This window comes from Stenotrophomonas sp. AS012628 (assembly GCF_010608305.1).
Taxonomy (GTDB): domain Bacteria; phylum Pseudomonadota; class Gammaproteobacteria; order Xanthomonadales; family Xanthomonadaceae; genus Stenotrophomonas; species Stenotrophomonas geniculata.
This window is the reverse complement of record NZ_VMBJ01000023.1, coordinates 14684-32519: the sequence shown is the minus strand read 5'-3', so window position 1 is coordinate 32519 and position 17836 is coordinate 14684. Positions and strand designations below refer to the sequence as shown.

At 67.7% G+C, this 17836-nt stretch carries 18 protein-coding genes; 12 read left to right on the top strand and 6 right to left on the bottom strand.

Features of this window, described 5'->3' with window-relative positions; genetic code table 11:
- Positions 1-133 precede the first annotated feature (133 nt).
- Positions 134-2536, top strand: a complete 2403-nt coding sequence (locus G5A07_RS11885; RefSeq protein WP_191863349.1) for a DPP IV N-terminal domain-containing protein — start codon at positions 134-136, stop codon at positions 2534-2536.
- 91 nt (positions 2537-2627) lie between these two features.
- A complete protein-coding gene (locus G5A07_RS11880; RefSeq protein ID WP_049455507.1) occupies positions 2628-2987 on the top strand; it encodes a DUF1428 domain-containing protein in 360 nt (119 codons plus the stop codon).
- Positions 2988-3002: 15 nt separating this feature from the next.
- Here G5A07_RS11880 and G5A07_RS11875 read toward each other — a convergent pair whose 3' ends face one another.
- Both G5A07_RS11875 and G5A07_RS11870 read right to left on the bottom strand, forming a co-directional pair.
- The gene (locus G5A07_RS11875; protein WP_010486925.1) at positions 3003-3695 is read right to left on the bottom strand and encodes a hypothetical protein; all 693 of its coding nucleotides are present in this window, start codon (positions 3693-3695) and stop codon (positions 3003-3005) included.
- Positions 3696-3802: 107 nt separating this feature from the next.
- Positions 3803-4717: a histone gene (locus G5A07_RS11870; RefSeq protein WP_191863348.1), complete on the bottom strand. Its 915-nt coding sequence runs from the start codon at positions 4715-4717 to the stop codon at positions 3803-3805.
- Between the two features lie 491 nt (positions 4718-5208).
- Between G5A07_RS11870 and G5A07_RS11865 the strand changes: the two genes are divergently transcribed.
- From G5A07_RS11865 to G5A07_RS11820, 10 genes are all read left to right on the top strand, one after another.
- A complete protein-coding gene (locus tag G5A07_RS11865; RefSeq protein ID WP_049455509.1) occupies positions 5209-6642 on the top strand; it encodes a Do family serine endopeptidase in 1434 nt (477 codons plus the stop codon).
- A gap of 101 nt (positions 6643-6743) precedes the next feature.
- Entirely contained in the window at positions 6744-7109 is a 366-nt protein-coding gene (locus tag G5A07_RS11860; protein WP_010486932.1) for a hypothetical protein, read from the top strand.
- A gap of 8 nt (positions 7110-7117) precedes the next feature.
- Complete coding sequence (locus tag G5A07_RS11855; RefSeq protein WP_010486934.1) at positions 7118-7588, top strand: phage holin family protein; 471 nt, start codon at positions 7118-7120, stop codon at positions 7586-7588.
- Positions 7585-8052: a hypothetical protein gene (locus G5A07_RS11850; protein WP_019337636.1), complete on the top strand. Its 468-nt coding sequence runs from the start codon at positions 7585-7587 to the stop codon at positions 8050-8052. The genes G5A07_RS11855 and G5A07_RS11850 overlap by 4 nt, the downstream gene beginning before the upstream one ends.
- A gap of 67 nt (positions 8053-8119) precedes the next feature.
- Complete coding sequence (locus tag G5A07_RS11845) at positions 8120-9229, top strand: AI-2E family transporter (RefSeq protein WP_010486939.1); 1110 nt, start codon at positions 8120-8122, stop codon at positions 9227-9229.
- A gap of 91 nt (positions 9230-9320) precedes the next feature.
- Complete coding sequence (locus G5A07_RS11840; protein WP_010486940.1) at positions 9321-9788, top strand: hypothetical protein; 468 nt, start codon at positions 9321-9323, stop codon at positions 9786-9788.
- A 73-nt stretch (positions 9789-9861) separates the two neighbouring features.
- Positions 9862-10581 carry an HAD-IA family hydrolase gene (locus G5A07_RS11835; protein ID WP_049435194.1) on the top strand — a complete coding sequence of 240 codons (720 nt, stop codon included), beginning with the start codon at positions 9862-9864 and terminating at the stop codon, positions 10579-10581.
- Positions 10582-10584: 3 nt separating this feature from the next.
- Positions 10585-11952 (top strand): M17 family metallopeptidase, encoded by a 1368-nt coding sequence (locus G5A07_RS11830; protein WP_054170758.1) that lies wholly within the window; start codon positions 10585-10587, stop codon positions 11950-11952.
- A 134-nt stretch (positions 11953-12086) separates the two neighbouring features.
- Positions 12087-13190: a catalase family peroxidase gene (locus G5A07_RS11825; RefSeq protein ID WP_191863347.1), complete on the top strand. Its 1104-nt coding sequence runs from the start codon at positions 12087-12089 to the stop codon at positions 13188-13190.
- Positions 13187-13723 carry a cytochrome b gene (locus G5A07_RS11820; RefSeq protein WP_043401779.1) on the top strand — a complete coding sequence of 179 codons (537 nt, stop codon included), beginning with the start codon at positions 13187-13189 and terminating at the stop codon, positions 13721-13723. The genes G5A07_RS11825 and G5A07_RS11820 overlap by 4 nt, the downstream gene beginning before the upstream one ends.
- 557 nt (positions 13724-14280) lie before the next feature.
- Here G5A07_RS11820 and G5A07_RS11815 read toward each other — a convergent pair.
- The 4 genes from G5A07_RS11815 to G5A07_RS11800 are packed head-to-tail and all read right to left on the bottom strand — an operon-like array spanning position 14281 to position 17776.
- Positions 14281-14883, bottom strand: a complete 603-nt coding sequence (locus tag G5A07_RS11815; RefSeq protein WP_049480028.1) for a response regulator transcription factor — start codon at positions 14881-14883, stop codon at positions 14281-14283.
- Complete coding sequence (locus G5A07_RS11810) at positions 14880-16094, bottom strand: sensor histidine kinase (RefSeq protein ID WP_043401794.1); 1215 nt, start codon at positions 16092-16094, stop codon at positions 14880-14882. The genes G5A07_RS11815 and G5A07_RS11810 overlap by 4 nt, the downstream gene beginning before the upstream one ends.
- Before the next feature lie 6 nt (positions 16095-16100).
- The gene (locus tag G5A07_RS11805) at positions 16101-16883 is read right to left on the bottom strand and encodes an ABC transporter permease (RefSeq protein WP_191863346.1); all 783 of its coding nucleotides are present in this window, start codon (positions 16881-16883) and stop codon (positions 16101-16103) included.
- Complete coding sequence (locus G5A07_RS11800; RefSeq protein WP_191863345.1) at positions 16880-17776, bottom strand: ABC transporter ATP-binding protein; 897 nt, start codon at positions 17774-17776, stop codon at positions 16880-16882. Before G5A07_RS11800 ends, G5A07_RS11805 begins: the two co-directional genes overlap by 4 nt.
- Between the last annotated feature and the right edge of the window lie 60 nt (positions 17777-17836).

Below are 17836 nucleotides of genomic sequence, written 5' to 3'. Positions count from 1 at the left end.
TTCGCCACAACGCTCCCTGAAAACAGCGGTCTTCGCATTGCTGAATTTTTTGGCTTGATTCAGGCTGCGTCTGGCATACGCGCGCGGCGCGCGTGCATTTGTGATTCGTTGTCGATTGCAACAGGAGGTTGCCTTGCACGTTTCCGATCCGCTGCTGATGCCTGTTCGCGCCGCCCTCGTGGCCTGCGCTTCCCTGTTTCCGATCCATGCTGCGCACGCGCTGCAGGCGGCTGACTACCAGCGCGCCGAACGCGTGCATGACAGTCATCTGCGCGGTGCGCTGCGCAATGCATCGGTCCTGCCCCAGTGGCTGGCCGATGGGCGCTTCTGGTACGAACGCGAAGACACACAGGGCCGGCGCCAGGCGATACTGGTCGATCCAATCCAGGCTACGCGCCAGATCCTGTTCGAACCCGATGCGCTGGACGCCGCAGTTGCACCTCTGGGTGCCAGCGGGCCACGCCTGCGCTTGAACAACGTGCAGGTACTGGATGATGGCCTGCGCCTGCAGTTCAACGGCGAGGCGGAGATCAACTGCCAATGGCCACGCCTGCAGTGCACGGCCGCACAACAGGCGTTGCCGCCGGCTGATGCACTGCCGTCGCCCGGCGGTGATGCCTGGCTGCAGGTACGCGACCACAACCTGTGGCTGCAGCGCTCTGGAGCGGCGCCGCAGCTACTGACCCAGGGCGGTGAAGCTGGGCATGGCTATGGCGTACTGCCGGACTTCACCCTGCGCGGCATTCCACGCCGTCTGGGCCGGATGCCGGCACGACCGTTTGCGGTGAGCTGGTCACCCGATGGCCGTTACGCAGCCGGCATCCGCTACGACGAGCGCGCGCTGCAGGACTATCCCTATCTGGAAAGCAGCCCGACCCACAGCGCGCGGCCGCGCGTGCATACCGTGAAGCTGGGGGTACTGGGCGATGCACAGCAGGTATGCGACAGCCTGTATGTGATCGATATCCCCAGCGGCAGGCAGCATGACATCGCGCTGCCCGAGGGCTGGAACACGCTCAGTGAGGCCGGCATCCTGGGTTGGGACGGCGATCGGTTGTATGCCGTGATCGCGCACTTCGGCACGCCGCGCAGGCTGCGCCTGGTGGAGATCGATGCCAACAGCGGTGCATTGCGCACGGTTGTGGAAGAAGCCAGCGACACTCGCCTCCAGCTCAACGTGTATTCCTACAACCGGCCAGCGGTGGCCATCCTGCCCGGGCAGGACACCGCCGTGTGGTTCTCGCAGCGCGATGGCTGGGGCCATCTGTACCGGGTGCGCCTGTCCGATGGCAAGGTGCTGCGCCAGCTCACCCGCGGCAAATGGGTGGTGCGCGACCTGCTGGGTGTGGACGCTGCGGGTGGCTGGGCGTACTTCAGCGCCGGTGGCGTCGACGGTGGCGACCCCTACGTGCGCGGCCTGTACCGGGTATCGCTGCAGGGCGGTCCGATCCAGCGCCTGGCCGCCGATGGCAACGACCACATGGCCGATGCCGGTACCGGCGCGCTGTTCGGGGGGCGCGCTCCCCAGGCGCTGTCGCCTGGCGGTGGGTATCTGGTGGATACCGTTTCCCGTCTCGACCAGCCACCACGCACCGTGCTGCGGGCCAGCGATGACGGACGTGAAGTGATGGTGCTGGAAACAGCCGATGACAGCGCGATCGTTGCTGCCGGCTGGCGCGCACCACGGCGCGAACGGCTGCTGGCCGCCGATGGACGCACGCCGATCTTCGCCACCGTCTACCTGCCCCGCGACTATCGCGATGATGGCAGCTTCCCGGTGATCGACGCGATGTACGGTGGTTCCTTCATCAGCAATGCGCCGGTGACCTACGCCGAGGCGGTGTCTGCCCTGAATCCGGTATCCCGCGCCAGCCTGGCCGAACTCGGCTTCATGGTGGTCAGCATCGATGCGCGCGGCACCGGTGGCCGCAACAAGGCGTTCCATGACAGCAGCTTCCTGCGCGCCGCCGATGTGCAGCTGGATGACCATGTGGCTGCGCTGCGCCAGCTGGGCGAACGCTACCCGGGCATCGACCTGGAGCGGGTCGGCATCTACGGGCATTCGTTCGGCGGCTATAGTGCAGCGCGCGCCCTGCTGCGCTATCCCACGTTCTACAAGGTGGGCGTGGCCTCGGCTGGCAGCCACAATTTCCAGGGTATGTACGGCGGCGCCCTGCACGGCATGGACCGGCTGTTCGGTGGGGTGCTGCCGGCCACGCCCACTGCCGAAGGCGTGCCGGCGCCCTTTGCCGGGCTCGACAATGCGGCACTGGCCGGCAACCTGCGCGGGCATCTGCTGCTGGTCTATGGCGAACTGGACGAGAACGCGCCACCGGCGCTGACCCTGCAGCTGGCCGCCGCCCTGAACAAGGCCCAGCGCAGCTACGACCTGCTGTACCTGGCCCGGCAGGACCACGAACTGTTCCGCAACGACGCCACCTACACGCACCGCATGTGGGACTACTTCGTGCGCCACCTGGCCGGCCAGCAGCCACCGGATACGGTGCTGGCGCCGCTGCCCGGTGGCCCGGGCTGAACAGGCGCACACAGGGTGTCGATCCACGACGCCCTGGTTCGTCGGGTACTTGAAGGCCGTGCATGCGGCACGGTCCATCCGGAGGCAGGCAATGAGCTACATCGATGGTTTCGTCCTGGCGGTGCCCACCGCCAACAAGGAGAAGTTCCTCGCCCACGCACGCACAGGAGATCCCGTTTTCATCGAATACGGCGCGCTGCGCGTGGTCGAGTGCTGGGGCGATGACGTGCCGCACGGCAAGACCACCGACTTCTTCGGCGCAGTGAAAGCCACGCCGGACGAGACGGTGGTGTTTTCCTGGATCGAATGGCCGGACAAGCCGACCCGCGACGCCGGCATGAAGAAGATGATGGAAGACCCGCGGTTTGATCCTGCGAAGAATCCGATGCCGTTCGACGGCGCGCGGATGATCTACGGCGGCTTCGTGCCGCTCTACGAGCTGACGCGCTGAACCGGGCGGACGTGCTCAGCGCGCGTCCGTTTCATCGCTGGCAGACGCATGGCCGGCGCCCAGAGCGGCGCCGGCGCCGAGGCCGACACCCCCCATGCCAGCGCCCATTCCGCCACCGCCACCTCCTCCACCCGCACGACCGCCCTTGGCATCGCCCTCGTTGCGGCCCTTGCCGCCGCCACTGGCGCCACCCGGCCGGGTCGGCCCCTGCGGCGGTATCTGCAGGTCGGCCGGAATCGGCGCCAGATCCAGCGCTTCGCGCACGAAGTCGCGCAGCGAGACCACCAGTTCGTGGGTATGTACCGGCCGCCCCTGTGCCAGTTCATTGGCGGCACGCGCGGCCAGCCGCACCTGTTCGTCGGTGCCCAGCAGCAGGATGTCCGACAACGCCGCTTCAACGGCATCACGAATGCGGCGCGCGCGATCCGAACGGGGCTCGGCGATGCCCTCGGCATCCTCGCGCTGGCGCAGGTCACGGCGATGGCTGGGATCCACACCCAGTTCGCCGGTGAACGAACCGCCCAGGGTCTTGTAGGCCGCCATCAGTGTGCGCAGCCGTTCATTGATCTGCCGGTTCTCGCGCTCGCGGCGCTGTTGCAGGGTCTGCATCACCAGCAGGCGGATGCCCACGCCCAGCAGGGTGATCAGGACCAGGCCGGCCAGGGTGGACAGCACGCCCTGCCAGGAACTGAAGTCGATACCACGCATGCCCGGGGCTCCGGCGGGAACAACCTGCATCTTGCCCCAGACCGCGTCCCAGAAACGCGAAAGGCCCCACCACCCCGGGGGTGGCAGGGCCTTCGGTCACGGCGCGATTACTTGCGCTTGGCGACCTTGCGCACGGCCTTCTTGGCCGGAGCCTTCTTGGCGGCGACCTTCTTCAGCGGCGCAGCCTTCTTGGCGACCGTCTTGCGGGTGGCGGCAACCTTCTTGCGGGTGGCGGCAACCTTCTTGCCAACTGCCTTCTTGGCAACGGCGGTCTTCTTGCCGACAACCTTCTTGGCAGCGGCGGTCTTCTTGCCGACGGCCTTCTTGGCGACAGCAGCCTTCTTGCCCACAACCTTCTTGGCGGCAGCGGTCTTCCTGGTGGCGACCTTCTTGGTGGCGGCAACCTTCTTGCCGACAACCTTCTTCGCAGCCACGGCCTTCTTGCCAGCGACCTTCTTGGCGGCGACGGTCTTCTTGGCCACGGCCTTCCTGGCGGTAGCGACCTTCTTGCCGACAACCTTCTTGGCGGCCGCGGTCTTCTTGGCAACGGTCTTCTTCGCGACGGCAGCCTTCTTGGTGGCGGCCTTCTTCACGGTAGCGACCTTCTTGCCGGCAGCCTTGGTGGCGGCCTTGGTGGTCTTCTTGGCAGCGGCGGCCTTCTTGGTCACAGCCTTGCCTGCAGCTGCCTTCTTCTTGGCCACTTCCTTCTTCAGGGCAGCGGCTTCGGCCTTGGCGTTCTTCTTGGCGGCTTCCAGCTTCTTCTTGGCGTTGGCAACAGTCTTGCCCACCGACTTGGCAGCCTTCTCGGCCTTCTTGGCAACGGTCTTCTCGACCTTGGCCACGGCCTTCTTGGCCTTGGCAACGCGGGTACCGGCAGCCTTGGTGGCGCGCTTGACGGTCTTCTTGACCGACTTCACTGCGTCTTCGGCAGCGTGGGCGATGGTCTCGCCAACGTTGGTGGCGGTTTCTTTGACGTTCTCGACGGCGTCGGTCACGACCGACACACCATTACCGTTGCTCATGTTGCCCTCCTGGGGGCCTTAAGTATCAAAACGGGGCGATGCTATACCGACATTGACGATCGTGGAACGGGGCGCGCGCGAGCAATCGCATCTGATGCGACGGCAATGGTGTAGCCGGGCGCCCTCGCGAGCGCAGTGGGTTGACAGGAAACCCCTTTTTTTCAGTGCTGCGCCGCACGATCCGGGTAGCGGCAGGTGCTGCCTGCGTGCACCAGTCCGAATACAGCGAAAGGCGTGCGATATGGCGCATCGCGGCACCAGGATGCGCAGAACTGCGCAAGTATCGGCCTGTATCCACATGCGCTTCGGCAGACGTCGGCACGTTGAGAAGCACGCCCTATGCTGTCGGTACCGCCCCACAGATGGCGATGCCGACCCACGTTCGGGGCGCCGGGTTTTCATGGCGCATTTATCCAGATCGCGACACACTCATTCAGCTTGTTTTACCGTAGGGCCGAACCGCCCCCACCCACGCCAGCGAACCGACTCCCATGCGACCGCTTCCCACCCTGCTCACGCTCGCAATCGCCGCCGCCTTCGGTGGCTTCGTTGCCACCGGCATCAATGCCCACCTGGACAACCGTGCCGATGCCGCGCCGCTGCCAGCGGTGCTGCCGACCACGGCGGCATTGCCCGCCTCGGTAGCCGGACAGGCGGTGCCGTCGCTGGCACCGATGCTGGAGAAGGCGATGCCGGCAGTGGTCAGCGTCAACACCAAGCAGGTGGTGCGCGTGCGCAACCCCTTCTTCAACGACCCGTTCTTCCGCCGCCTGTTCCCGGACATCCCGCAGGAACGCATCAACGAATCGCTGGGCTCGGGCGTGATCATCGACGCCAAGGAGGGCCTGGTACTGACCAACCACCATGTCATCGACAACGCCGATGACGTACAGGTGACACTGGCCGACGGGCGCACGGTCAAGGCCGAATTCCTCGGTTCGGACCGCGATACCGACATCGCGCTGATCCGCATCCCGGCGCAGAACCTGACCGACATCAAGCTCGGCAACAGCGACCAGCTGCGGGTAGGCGACTTCGTGGTGGCCATCGGCAACCCGTTCGGCTTCAGCCAGACGGTCACGTCGGGCATTGTCTCGGCGGTGGGCCGCAGCGGTATCCGCGGGCTGGGCTACCAGAACTTCATCCAGACCGATGCGTCGATCAACCCGGGCAACTCGGGTGGCGCACTGGTCGATCTGCAGGGCCAGCTGATCGGCATCAATACCGCCAGCTTCAACCCGCAGGGCAGCATGGCCGGCAACATCGGCCTGGGCCTGGCGATTCCCTCCAACCTGGCGCGCAGCGTGGTCGACCAGCTGGTCAAGCACGGCGTGGTGGTGCGCGGCACGCTGGGCGTGGAAAGCCAGAACCTGACCGCGCAGATCGCGCAGGGCCTTGGCCTGGGCGAAACCCGTGGTGCACTGATCACCCGCGTGCTGGCCGGCTCGGCCGCCGCCGCCGCCGGCTTGAAGCCGGGCGACGTGGTGGTCTCGGCCAACGGCCAACGTGTAGACAGCGCCGAAGCCCTGCACAACGTGGAAGGCCTGGCCGCGGTCGGCAGCGCATTGACGCTGGACGTGCGCCGCGAGGGCAAGCCGCTGCAGATCAAGGCAACGTTGAAGGAACAGGCGCGCGCGGTCACCGGCGAGAGCCTGGACCCGCGCCTGACCGGGGCCACCTTCGTCGACCTGCCCGAGTCATTGCGCCAGTCCGGTGTCGGCGGCGTGCTGGTCAGCGAGGTCAAGCGCGGCAGCCGCGCGGCCAGCAACGGCCTGCAGCAGGGCGACATCATCACCGATGCCACGGTGGGCGAATTCGCCGACCTGGCCAGCTGGCGCGCCAACTTCCAGCAGCGCCCGCCGACCCTGGTGATACGCGTGCTGCGCAACAATGGCCAGCAGCAGGGCCAGCTCGTGATGCGCTGATCGCCCTGCCGTAACACCCCCTATACCCCGGCAATGCTATTGCTGTCAGTCCAGGTCGGCACCGCCGACACCCGTTCCCCCATCGCAACAGGAGTGATTCGATGAGCCCCACCAATACCGAGAACCTGAAGGAACACCTGGGTGAAGCCGGTTCCCACCTGAAGCAGGCCGCGTCGGCCGCCGGCGGTGCAATCAAGGGTGCAACCGGCGCAGCGACCGACGAGCTTCGCATCGGCAAGGCCAACGTCAAGGCTGAACTGTCCGACAGCGCACTGTCCGGCCTGGCCGCCGCCGAGTTCGGTGGTGCCGCCGCCAAGGAGCAGGTGGATGCGCTGATGGACAAGGGCAAGGACCTGATCGACAGCGCCGCGGAGCTGATCCGTGAACGTCCGCTGGCCTCGTTCGGTGTTGCCTTCGCTGCCGGCTGGATCATCGCCAAGCTGGCCCGCGGCAGCAGCGACAAGTAAGCCGCGGCGTGAGCGAAGACAACGCGCAAGCCCCTGATCCAGCGGCCACCCCGCCGCTGGATGAGAGCATCCGCCAGGTCGGTGCGGCCGGTCGTGCCGCTGCCGATTCGGCCAAGCACACGCTGCGCTCGCTGCGCCGGTTGGCCTCGGCCGACTTCGCGATGGCACGCAGTGCGTTCGGTCGTGCACTGGCCTGGGCCGGCGTGGCGATCGTGTTCGGTGCCTCGGCCTGGCTGCTGATGGCCGCCACCCTCATCGCCCTGCTGCAGAGCTGGGGCCTGAGCTGGCTGCAGGCCCTGCTGATCACCTCGCTGCTGAGCCTGGCCGTCACCGGTTATGCGATCTGGCGGGTGTCCTACTTCTTCCACCACACCGGCATGCACGCTACCCGGCGCCAGCTGTCACGCCTGGGCCTGTTCGACGAACCCAGCGAAGACGATCCCGATGCCGAGGTGCAGCTGCCCGAGGGCAAGCCATGAAGTTCGGCGCGCTGCAACGGCGGGTGAAACGCTGCGAACAGGTGGTGACCGTGCGTCTGGGCGAGACCCAGGACCACTGGTCCACGCTCAGCGACGTCTGGCGAAAAGGCTGGTCGCCGCTGCGCATCGTGGTGGTCGGCCTGGCCGGTGGCTTCATCGCCGGCAAGCTGGAAGTGCCGGGCAAGGTCAACGGTGCCCGCTGGCTGCAGATGGTGGGCTCGGTCTCGAACCTGTTCGCCAGTGCACAGGCGGCGTTCGCCACGGCGATGGCGGCGCAGGCCGCAGCCACCGCCGACGACGCGGCCGAAGAAGCCGACGAGGCCAGCGAACAGGCACAGGCGGCGGCCTCCGCTGCCGAAGCACGTCCGGCACCGGCACCACGCTCCGTGCCGGAGCCAGGACCGGAACCGGACCTGCGCGGACCGCGTCCGGCCGAAGCGGCCACCGAGCTGTCCGAACGTTGAACTATGGAATCCGCCGCGCCGATCGCGGCCGGCGGATAATGCGCTCCCCTTCCCGGTTGGTGCGTCGATGAGCGAGTCCCTCCTGTCCCCGTCACCGGCCGGCCCCGAACAGCCCGACGTTCCGCTGCCGCCCGCATCGCGCCCGCGCGGACCGATGTCGCTGGTGGTGCTGGCCACCCTGGCGGTGGGCTACACCCTGTGGGCGGCACAGGACATCATCCTGCCGGTGCTGCTGGCGATGTTCTTCGCGCTGGTCGGCAATCCGATCCTGCGCCTGCTGCAGAAGCTGTGGATTCCACGCGCACTCGGCGCACTGCTGATCCTCGGCGCCGGCCTGGGCGTGACCGGTTCGCTGGCGGTGCAGCTGATCGGCCCGGCCATGGAATGGGCGCAGGAAGCACCGCAGCAGCTGCGCAAGGTCGCCCGCCAGGTGCAGGACCTGACCAAACCGGTGCAGCAGGCCAACCAGGCGGCGGAAAACTTCGCCCGCGTGGCCGGTGGTGACAGCAACCACAAGGTGCAGGTGATCCGCACCCAGATGGACGACCCCTATCGCATGCTGACCCGCGCGCCGCGGCTGGCCGCCTCGGTGCTGGCGGTGGTGCTGCTCACGCTGTTCTTCATGATCTATGGGCAGAGCCTGCAGCGCGCGGCCATCGCCCTGTTCCCGAACCGCCAGCAGCAGCGATTCACCAGTGACATCCTGCGCTCGATCGAGCGCGAGGTTTCGCGCTATGTGCTGACCATCAGCGTGATCAACACGCTGGTGGGCCTGGTGTTCGCTGGCGTGCTGATGCTGCTCGGCATCGGCCTGCAGGAGGCGTTGCTGTGGGGCACGGTGGCCGCACTGCTGAATTTCGCCCCCTACGTGGGCCCGCTGATCGGCGTGGCGCTGATGCTGCTGATGGGCTTCGTCGAGTTCCGCGACCCACTGCAGGCCCTGCTGCCGGCCGCCGCCTACCTGGGCCTGCACACCCTGGAAGGGCAGATGGTGACCCCGATCGTGCTGGGCCGTCGCATGAAGCTGTCGCCACTGGTACTGATCCTGGCGCTGATGGTGTTCGGCTGGGCCTGGGGCATGATCGGGCTGCTGCTGGCGGTGCCGTTGCTGGTCTGCATCAAGCTGGTGCTGGCACGCCTGGACGGCATGCAGGGCTGGGCACGGCTGCTGGAATAACGGCATCAGTAAATGAAGGACGCCGATGGCGGAACCCGAAACAGGAATGAAGTGGCAGACTATGGCCCCCTTTTCGGATGGATCCGTTCGGATGATCTCTTTCGCCACCCGTTGCGTTGCCCTGGCCTGCCTTGCCGCTCCCGCGCTCGCCGCTGCACCCCCGACTGCCGACCAGGCACGCACCCAGCTTGCCGACGCGGTGACCTGCAAGCGGCACCTCACGCCCAAGCAGTTCGACGCCATGGCCCGGCTGCTGGCACCGGCCCCGGCGCGGGCGCAGAACGGCGAATCCAGCGGCGAGTTCCGGTTGACCACGCCGCTGATGGTGCTGGGCCAGCCGGTGAACCGTCTGCAGTCGTATGACGGCGACAGCGGCGAGGACGGCATCGACAGTTTCACCGCGTACTTCAGCTCGGCCAGCGTCGAACAGATCGCGGCACTGGCGAAGATGTCCGACCCGGTGGCGGGCACCTATACGAAGGAAGTGGGCCGGCACAACCTGGACGTGCAGCAGTTCGACGGCCAGACCACCATCGCCTGCTCGTACAACCTGCGCTGACCTGGCCCTGCCCCAGCGCCCCCCGCCCGCCGCGCCGCATGAAAGCCCGCGCGGGCAGGGGTAGAATGGCGGGGTGAATTTCCCCGTCCAAGCCATCACCCTCGACCTTGACGACACGCTGTGGCCGTTCGCTCCGATCGGCGCCCGCATCGACCTGGTCCTGCACGAGTGGATGCGTGAACACAGCCCCGCCACGGCCGAGATGTATCCGGTGGCGGCAATGCGCGAACTGCGCGAGCGCCTGTACCACGCCCATCCGCACCTTCATCACGACCTGAGCGCACTGCGCCGGCTGACCCTGCACGAAGCGCTGCACACCAGTGGTGCCAGCCTGGATCTGCTGGAGCCGGCGTATGAAGTGTTCTTCGCCGCGCGCAACCAGGTCGAATGCTACCCCGATGCGATCGATGCGCTGGCGCGGATTGCCGCGCGTGTACCGGTCGCAGCGCTGAGCAACGGCAATGCCGATCTGGAGCGGATCGGCCTGGCCCATCATTTCGCCTTCCAGCTGGGCGCGCGCGAACACGGCGCGGCCAAGCCGGAGGCGAGCATCTTCCACGCCGCCTGCACCCGACTGGGTGTTGCGCCGGCACAGGTACTGCACGTCGGCGACCACGCCGAAATGGATGTGGCCGGGGCGATCGCCGCCGGCCTGCGCGGCTGCTGGATCAACCGCGACGCAGCCACCTGGACCCATCCGCAGCTGCAGCCGGACCTGCAGTTCGACACCCTCACCGGCCTGGCCGACTGGTTGGATGCCAACCTCGACGCTGCCGCACCCCGGAGTACCTGACGCATGAGCGAGATCACTGGTTTCACTGCCGACACCGCCGCAGCACTGCCGCTATATGTGCTGGACCGCGAGCAGTTCGCGGCCTGGAAGGACGGCCAGCCGGCTGCCACCCAGGCATGGCTGGCGTCGCAGGGCTTCACCGCCGGTGCCTTCACCACGGCGTTGCTGCCCGGCACCGATGGCCTGGCTGGAGCGGTGATCGGTGTCGGTGATCGTGCCGATGCCTACAGCTATTCGCATGCCCCGCATGCCCTGCCGGAAGGCAGCGTGTGGCAGCTGGCCAGCGAACTGCCGGCCGCCGAACTGGCGCTGCTGCAGCTGGGCTGGGGCCTGGGCAGCTACCGCTTCGACCGCTATCGCAAGCGCCACCGTGCGCCGGCGCGCCTGGTGGCCGAGCCGACCGGCGAAGTGGCTGACCTGATCGCCGCCAGCCTGCGCGTGCGTGACTGGGTCAACACCCCGACCGAAGACATGGGTCCGCAGCAGCTGGAAGACGCCGCGCGCGCGCTGGCCGACGCGCACGGCGCGCAGGTCGAGGCGATTACCGGCGACGAACTGCTGAAGCAGAACTTCCCGGCCATCCACGCGGTGGGCCGCGCCTCGCACCGCGCACCGCGCCTGGTCGTGCTGCGCTGGGGCAAGGACACCGATCCGGCACTGGTGCTGGTCGGCAAGGGCGTGTGCTTCGATACCGGCGGCCTGGACATCAAGCCGGCCGACGGCATGCGCAACATGAAGAAGGACATGGGCGGCGCCGCGCACGCACTGGCCCTGGCCGGCCTGGTGATGGCACGCGGGCTGCCGGTACGCCTGACCCTGCTGGTGCCGGCGGTGGAAAACGCGATCGGCCCGGATGCATTCCGCCCGGGCGAAGTGATCGCCACCCGCAAGGGCCTGAGCGTGGAGATCGACAACACCGACGCCGAAGGCCGCGTGATCCTGTGCGATGCACTGACCTTCGCCAGCGAACAGAAACCCGACCTGGTGCTGGACTTTGCCACCCTCACCGGCGCCGCGCGCATCGCGCTGGGCCCGGATCTGCCGGCGCTCTTCAGCAATGACGACAACGTGGCGCAGCAGTGGCTGCAGGCCGGTGATGCGACCCGCGACCCGGTCTGGCGCATGCCGCTGTGGCGCCCCTACCTGCGTTACCTGACCAGCGGCATCGCCGATCTGGCCAACGCCGGCTCGCGCATGGCCGGCTCGGTCACCGCCGCGCTGTACCTGGAGCGTTTCCTGGAAGACGGCCAGCGCTGGGCGCATCTGGATGTGTATGCCTGGAACGACGGTGAGCGCCCGGGCCGTCCGGCCGGTGGCGAAGCGCTGGCGCTGCGCTCGGCGTGGGCGATGCTGAAGGCGCGTTACAGCTGATCGGGTGGGTGCCGACCTTGGTCGGCACGCCGTCCCGGCAATCTTGACGAAAATTTGAATACCGGGCCTGGAAGGGTTCTGCGAGGATGTGTGGGTCGACCACCCACACGTTCCGTGAAGGCAGGACTCCGACCATGTCGCTCTTCCGCTACACCCGCGCTGGCCAGACGCCGGGCGCACCACGCAAACATTCGCCGCTGCCCTGGATCGCACTGATCGCGCTCATTCTGGGTGCGGTCGCGCTGGCCTTCGCCTGGCTGGCCGGATGGATCGGCGACCGCCTGACCGCGCAACGCTTCACCGACACCATCGAGGCCACCGGCCCGGCCCATCCAGGCTTCCGACGCGCGCACAGCAAGGGCGTCTGCGTGAACGGCTGGTTCGAACCGAGCGCGCAGGCCCCTACCCTGTCCAGCGCCCGCGTGTTCTCGCAGCGCCGCGTACCGGTGATGGGCCGCCTGTCGATCGGCGGCGGCGACCCCTACGGCGCCGACAACACCGCACGCGTGCGCAGCCTGGCGGTGCAGATGGTCAGCGATGACGGCCAGGAATGGCGGATGGCGATGAACAGCTTCCCGTTCTTCGCCGTGCCCGATGCCGAGGCGTTCTACGCGCAGACACGCGCCTCCATTCCGGACCCCGCCACCGGCAAGCCCGACCCGCAGAAGATGGCTGCAGTGCTGGCGAAGTACCCCAGTGCACAGGCGTTCCAGCAGTGGGCCAAGACGGCACCGTGGACCAGCAGCTGGGCCGACACCACCTTCAACAGCGTCAACAGCTTCTGGTTCACCAACGCGCAGGGCCAGAAGCGTGCCGTGCGCTGGCGCTGGCAGCCACAGGCGCCGGTGGTGGAGATGGATGCGGAAACGCGCAAGCAGGCCAGTGTCGATTTCCTCAGCCAGGAACTGCAGCAGCGCCTGGCCAGCGGCCCGGTACGCTGGAACCTGGTCGTGACCACCGCCAAGCCCGGTGATGCCATTGATGATCCGTCGGTGCCGTGGCCCGAGTCGCGTGATCAGGTGGTGGCCGGCGTACTCAGCCTGGACCGCATGCAGTCGCAGGAACAAGGTGCGTGCGGCCAGATCAACTTCGATCCGCTGATCCTGCCCAGTGGCGTGCGCGGCAGTGATGATCCGATCCTGGCCGCCCGCTCGGCGGTGTATTCGCAGTCCTTCAACCGTCGCGAACGCGAGCGCGCCAGCGGCAATGTCGAGCAACCGAAGGAGGCCGCACGATGAACACCGGCAACGGCCACTTCAACCTGCTGGCGCGGGTGCTGCACTGGTCCATGGCACTGATGATCATCGCCATGCTGTTCGTCGGCGTGACCATGGTCGCCTCGTTGCATCTGCGGCCGATGCTGATCGATCTGCACCGCCCACTGGGCATCGCCATCGGCGTACTGGTGCTGCTGCGCCTGTACAACCGCCTGCGCCACCGCCCGCCGCCGCTGCCTTCCGACCTGCCCGCCTGGCAGGTGCTGGCAGCAAAGGCCTCGCACTGGATGTTGTACGCGCTGATGCTGGCGATGCCGCTGATCGGCTGGGCGATGCTGTCGGCCGGCGGCTACCCGATCGTGCTGTGGGGTGGCCTGCACCTGCCGCCGATCGTGCCGCACACTCCGGCGCTGTATGCCGCGTTGCGCAATGCGCACAGCCTGCTGGCGTATGTGTTGTTCGCCACGGTGCTGATGCACGTGGGTGCGGCGCTGTTCCACCTGTGGGTGCGGCGCGATGGGGTGTTCCAGGCGATGGCGCGCGGGAAGGATTGATCGGGTTCGCCGGGCGTTCCCGGCGGATCGTTTCCGCGACTGCGGTGGGGTGTCACTTTTCTTTTCGCGCGAAAAGAAAAGTAACCAAAAGAAACGCGCCGCCAGAGCGCGAGCCGGTGCTGCGCACCGGTGCCCTGTGCTTCTCGGTGAATCAGGGGACGGCGCCGAACTCGCTACGCTCAAACACCGGCGCCTCTTCGCCCCTGATTCCCCTGCGATGCTCGGCTCGCTCAAGGCGGACCCAACATCAAGAGCGACAGCTGCACCCAGTAGATCCACGCCATGCGTGGATGCTGTTGCCGTTGATCTTGACCTTCCAGTCCGCCTTGAGCGAGCCGAGCACCGCAGGTCCGGCGAGGGCGAAGAGGCGCGGGTGTCTGAGCGCAGCGAGTTCCCGCGTCGTCCCTCGACGGACCGAGGAGCGCAGGGCACCGGCGTGCGAAGCACGCCGGCTCGCGGCCGGCGGAGCGTTTCTTTGGTTACTTTCTTTGCGCGCAAAGAAAGTGACACCCCTCCGCGGTCGCGGAAATGACATCTCAGGGAAGGGCAGGACGCAGTTACAACCACCCCTTCTGCCGCGCCAGCCGGTACGCCTCGATCCGGTTGGCCACACCCAGCTTGCCGATGCACTCGGACAGGTAATTGCGCACCGTGCCGTGCGACAGCCCCAGCTGCTCGGCGATCTCGCTGGCGGTACGGCCTTCGCCGGCCAGCCGCAGCACGCGGCGCTCGCGGTCGGTCAGTGGGTCGGCCTGCGACCAGGCATCGAGTGCCAGTTGCGGGTCGATCGCACGGATACCCTGCTTCACCTTGCGCAGTGCATCGGCCAGGTTCTCCGCCGGTGCGTCCTTCAACAGGTACCCCAGCACGCCCGCTTCCAGCGCGCGGCGCAGGAAACCGGCGCGGGCGAAGGTGGTCACGATCACCACCTTGATCGGCAGTTCATGGCGGGCGATGCGCTGTGCCAGCTCCAGCCCGGACAGGCCCGGCATCTCGATGTCGGTCACCAGGATGTCCGGCTGCAGCTGCTGCAGCATGCGCCAGGCAGCCTCACCATCGGCGGCGCTGCCCAGCACCTCGATATCCGGCTCCAGGCTCAGCAGTGCCGACAACGCGCCACGCACCATCGCCTGGTCTTCGGCCAGCAGGATGCGGATCATGCAGCACCATCCTGAGCCAGTGACGCTGGCGACAGCGGCGTGGTCGCGGCCACCAGTGGCACGCGCACGGTCACTACCGTGCCCTCTCCGCGCGGCGACTGCAGTGACAACTGTCCACCCAGCGCCATAGCCCGTTCGCGCATGCCGCACAATCCATTGCCTTCGGCCTGTACGCCGCCACGGCCATCGTCGCGGATCTGCATCGCCAGCATTCGTCCTTCCAGCATGAATTCCACCCGCGCCTGCGTCGCCTGCGCGTGGCGCACGATATTGGTTGCCGCCTCGCGCAGCACCAGCGCCAGTCCGCGCTCCACGTCCACCGGCATCGGCGGTGGAGGCGCGTACTGCAGGTGCACCTGCTGGCATTCCAGCAGCAGGCGCGCCGAGGCCAGTTCGCCGGCCAGGTCACTGGCGCGGATGCCGGTGACCGCACTGCGTACCTGGGCCAGCGCTTCGCGGGCGATGTCCTCGGCTTCGCCGATCTCCTGCCGCGCACGGGCATCGCCACGGTCGTGCAGCTTGCGCGCCAGCTCCAGCTTCAACGTGATCAAAGACAGGGTATGGCCGAGCAGATCATGCAGATCGCGGCCGATGCGCTCGCGCTCGGCGGTGGTGGCCAGCCGCCGTACTTCCTCCTGCGAAAGCTGCAATGCGGCATCCTTTTCCTTGTTCACCGTCTCCACGTTCACCACCATGCCGATGATGAACGACACCGCCGGCACCCAGACCAGGCTCTGCCACGGGTAGTGCGCAAGGTAGGCCACCAGGTAGAACACCGCGTTGAGCACGGCCAGCAGCAACAGATAACGCCACCAGCTGCTGCGACCGCAGACCCGCAGCATCACGCAGCCGAAAATGAAGTAGCTGATGCCCGATGGGTACCAGGGCACCAGCACGATCGCCAGCGCGGTCATCGCCAGTGCATAGCGGGGCGCATGGTGCCGCGGCGACAGCAGCAGGCGCGCATACAACAGCAGGAACAACGGATAGCTGGCCAGGGTGAACCACAGCCAGCGCAGCGTGTACCCCCCTGAAAACAGCGGCGTCATGAACACCCACACCGTCCACAGCAGGTGGATGGCATCGGCCCAGGCCGGCTTGCCGCGGCGCAGGTTGTCGGCCACCGCCGAATCCGGTGCGGGGCGCAGCAGGGACGCAAACCAGCTCGACGACACGGGGTGATCCAGGCGGGGACGATCGCTGCCGATCATGCCAGTTCAGCCGATCCGGCGCAGGCGGCGCCGTGCCAGCAGCAACGCCACGAGGGTCACCGCCAGCAGCACCAGCAGATGGCCGGCGACGCTGCCCGCAGACGGCAACCCGACCACCGGCAGCGCCAGCTGGGCCAGGTGCCAGGTCGGCCACAGCGGTGCCACCATCGAAAACATCTTGGGCAGCGCCGACAGCGGTAGCCACAGGCCCGACAGCAACGCCAGCGGCAGGTAGACCAGGTTGACCATCGCCGGCGCTGCGCTGGCACTGACATGGCTGCCGATCAGCAGGCCGATCGCCCCCAGCGGCAGCGCCGCCAGGCCCGCCACCGCCAGCAGCTGCAGCACCTGCAGGGCGTGCAGCTGCACACCCCCCAGCACAGATGCCACGCCGATCAACAACGAGGCCACCAGCAGCGCGAACAGCACGGCCATCGCAAGTCGCGCCAGCAGCGGCGCCGCCGGCGGCATCGGCAGCGCCCGCTTGAGCGTAAGCAGCCCGCCTTCTCGGTCCAGCGCCAGCTGCACGCCGAAGCCGAACAGCGCCGGGGCCATCGCGCCGAACACGCAGTAGGTGGCCAACAGGTACAGCGGTGCGTGGCCACGGCCCAACAGCACGCCGAACAACAGGTAGAAAAGCACCGGGAACAGCAGCGAAGGTACGGCGAAGGCGGGCGTACGCCAGGCGCGGCGCAGTTCGGCCACCAGCTCAGCGCGGTACGGACGCAGGGCCTGGCGCCAGGCACATGCCGGCGCCGGTGTGGTGCCGGTACGGGTCATCGTGTTCATGCGGCCTCCCGGGTCAGGTCGAGGAAGGCGTCGGCCAGCGCCGCGCCCTGTACTTCCAGCTCACGCAACTGCGCGTCGGCCGCCAGCAGGCGTGCCACCACCGGCTCGGCCGGGCTCGCCAGCAGCTGCAGATGCTCGCCGTCGCGCTGCACCTGCTGTACCCCCGGCCAGTGCTGCACGTCGTCGGCCAACAGCGTGCTGCGGCAACGGATGCGACGCGGCCGGTCGGCCAGGCGCAGTTCGCCCAGCGGCGCGTCGGCCAGCACCCGCCCCTGTTCCAGCACCACCACCTGCTGCGCCAATGCCTCGGCCTCTTCCAGGTAGTGGGTGGTCAGCAACACGCCGCAGCCTTCGGCCACCAGTTGCCGGATCGCCTGCCACATCGTCTGCCGCGCCTGGATGTCCAGCCCGGTGGTGGGCTCGTCCAGGAACAGCACGCGCGGGCGGCCGCACAGCGCGATGGCGAACTGCACGGCACGCTGCTGGCCGCCGGACAGCTGGCCGTAGCGGCGGCGCGCCAGCGCCTGCAGTCCGGCGCGCTGCAGTACCTCCGGCAACGGCGTCGGGTCGGGGTAGCAAGCACTGGCCTGGGCCACCAGCTCGTCCACCTGCAGCATCGGCGGCAGGTTCGTGCTCTGCAGCATCACGCCCAGGCCCAATCGGCTGGCCCGCTGCTGCGGGTCGCCACCGAGCAGCTCGACCAGGCCGGCATCGGCGTGACGCAGGCCCAACAGCACGCTGATCGCGGTACTCTTGCCGGCACCGTTGCGGCCCAGCAATGCCAGCACCTGGCCAGCGCGGACCTGCAGGTCGATGCCATGCAGGGCGGTATGGTCGCGGTAGCGCACCTGCACCTGCTGCAGGCGGGCCAGCGACGGGGCGATCGGATCCATGGGCGGTACCGGTAGCGGGGACGTTGCCATCCTGTACCGGCGTGGTCACATTTCGCAGTT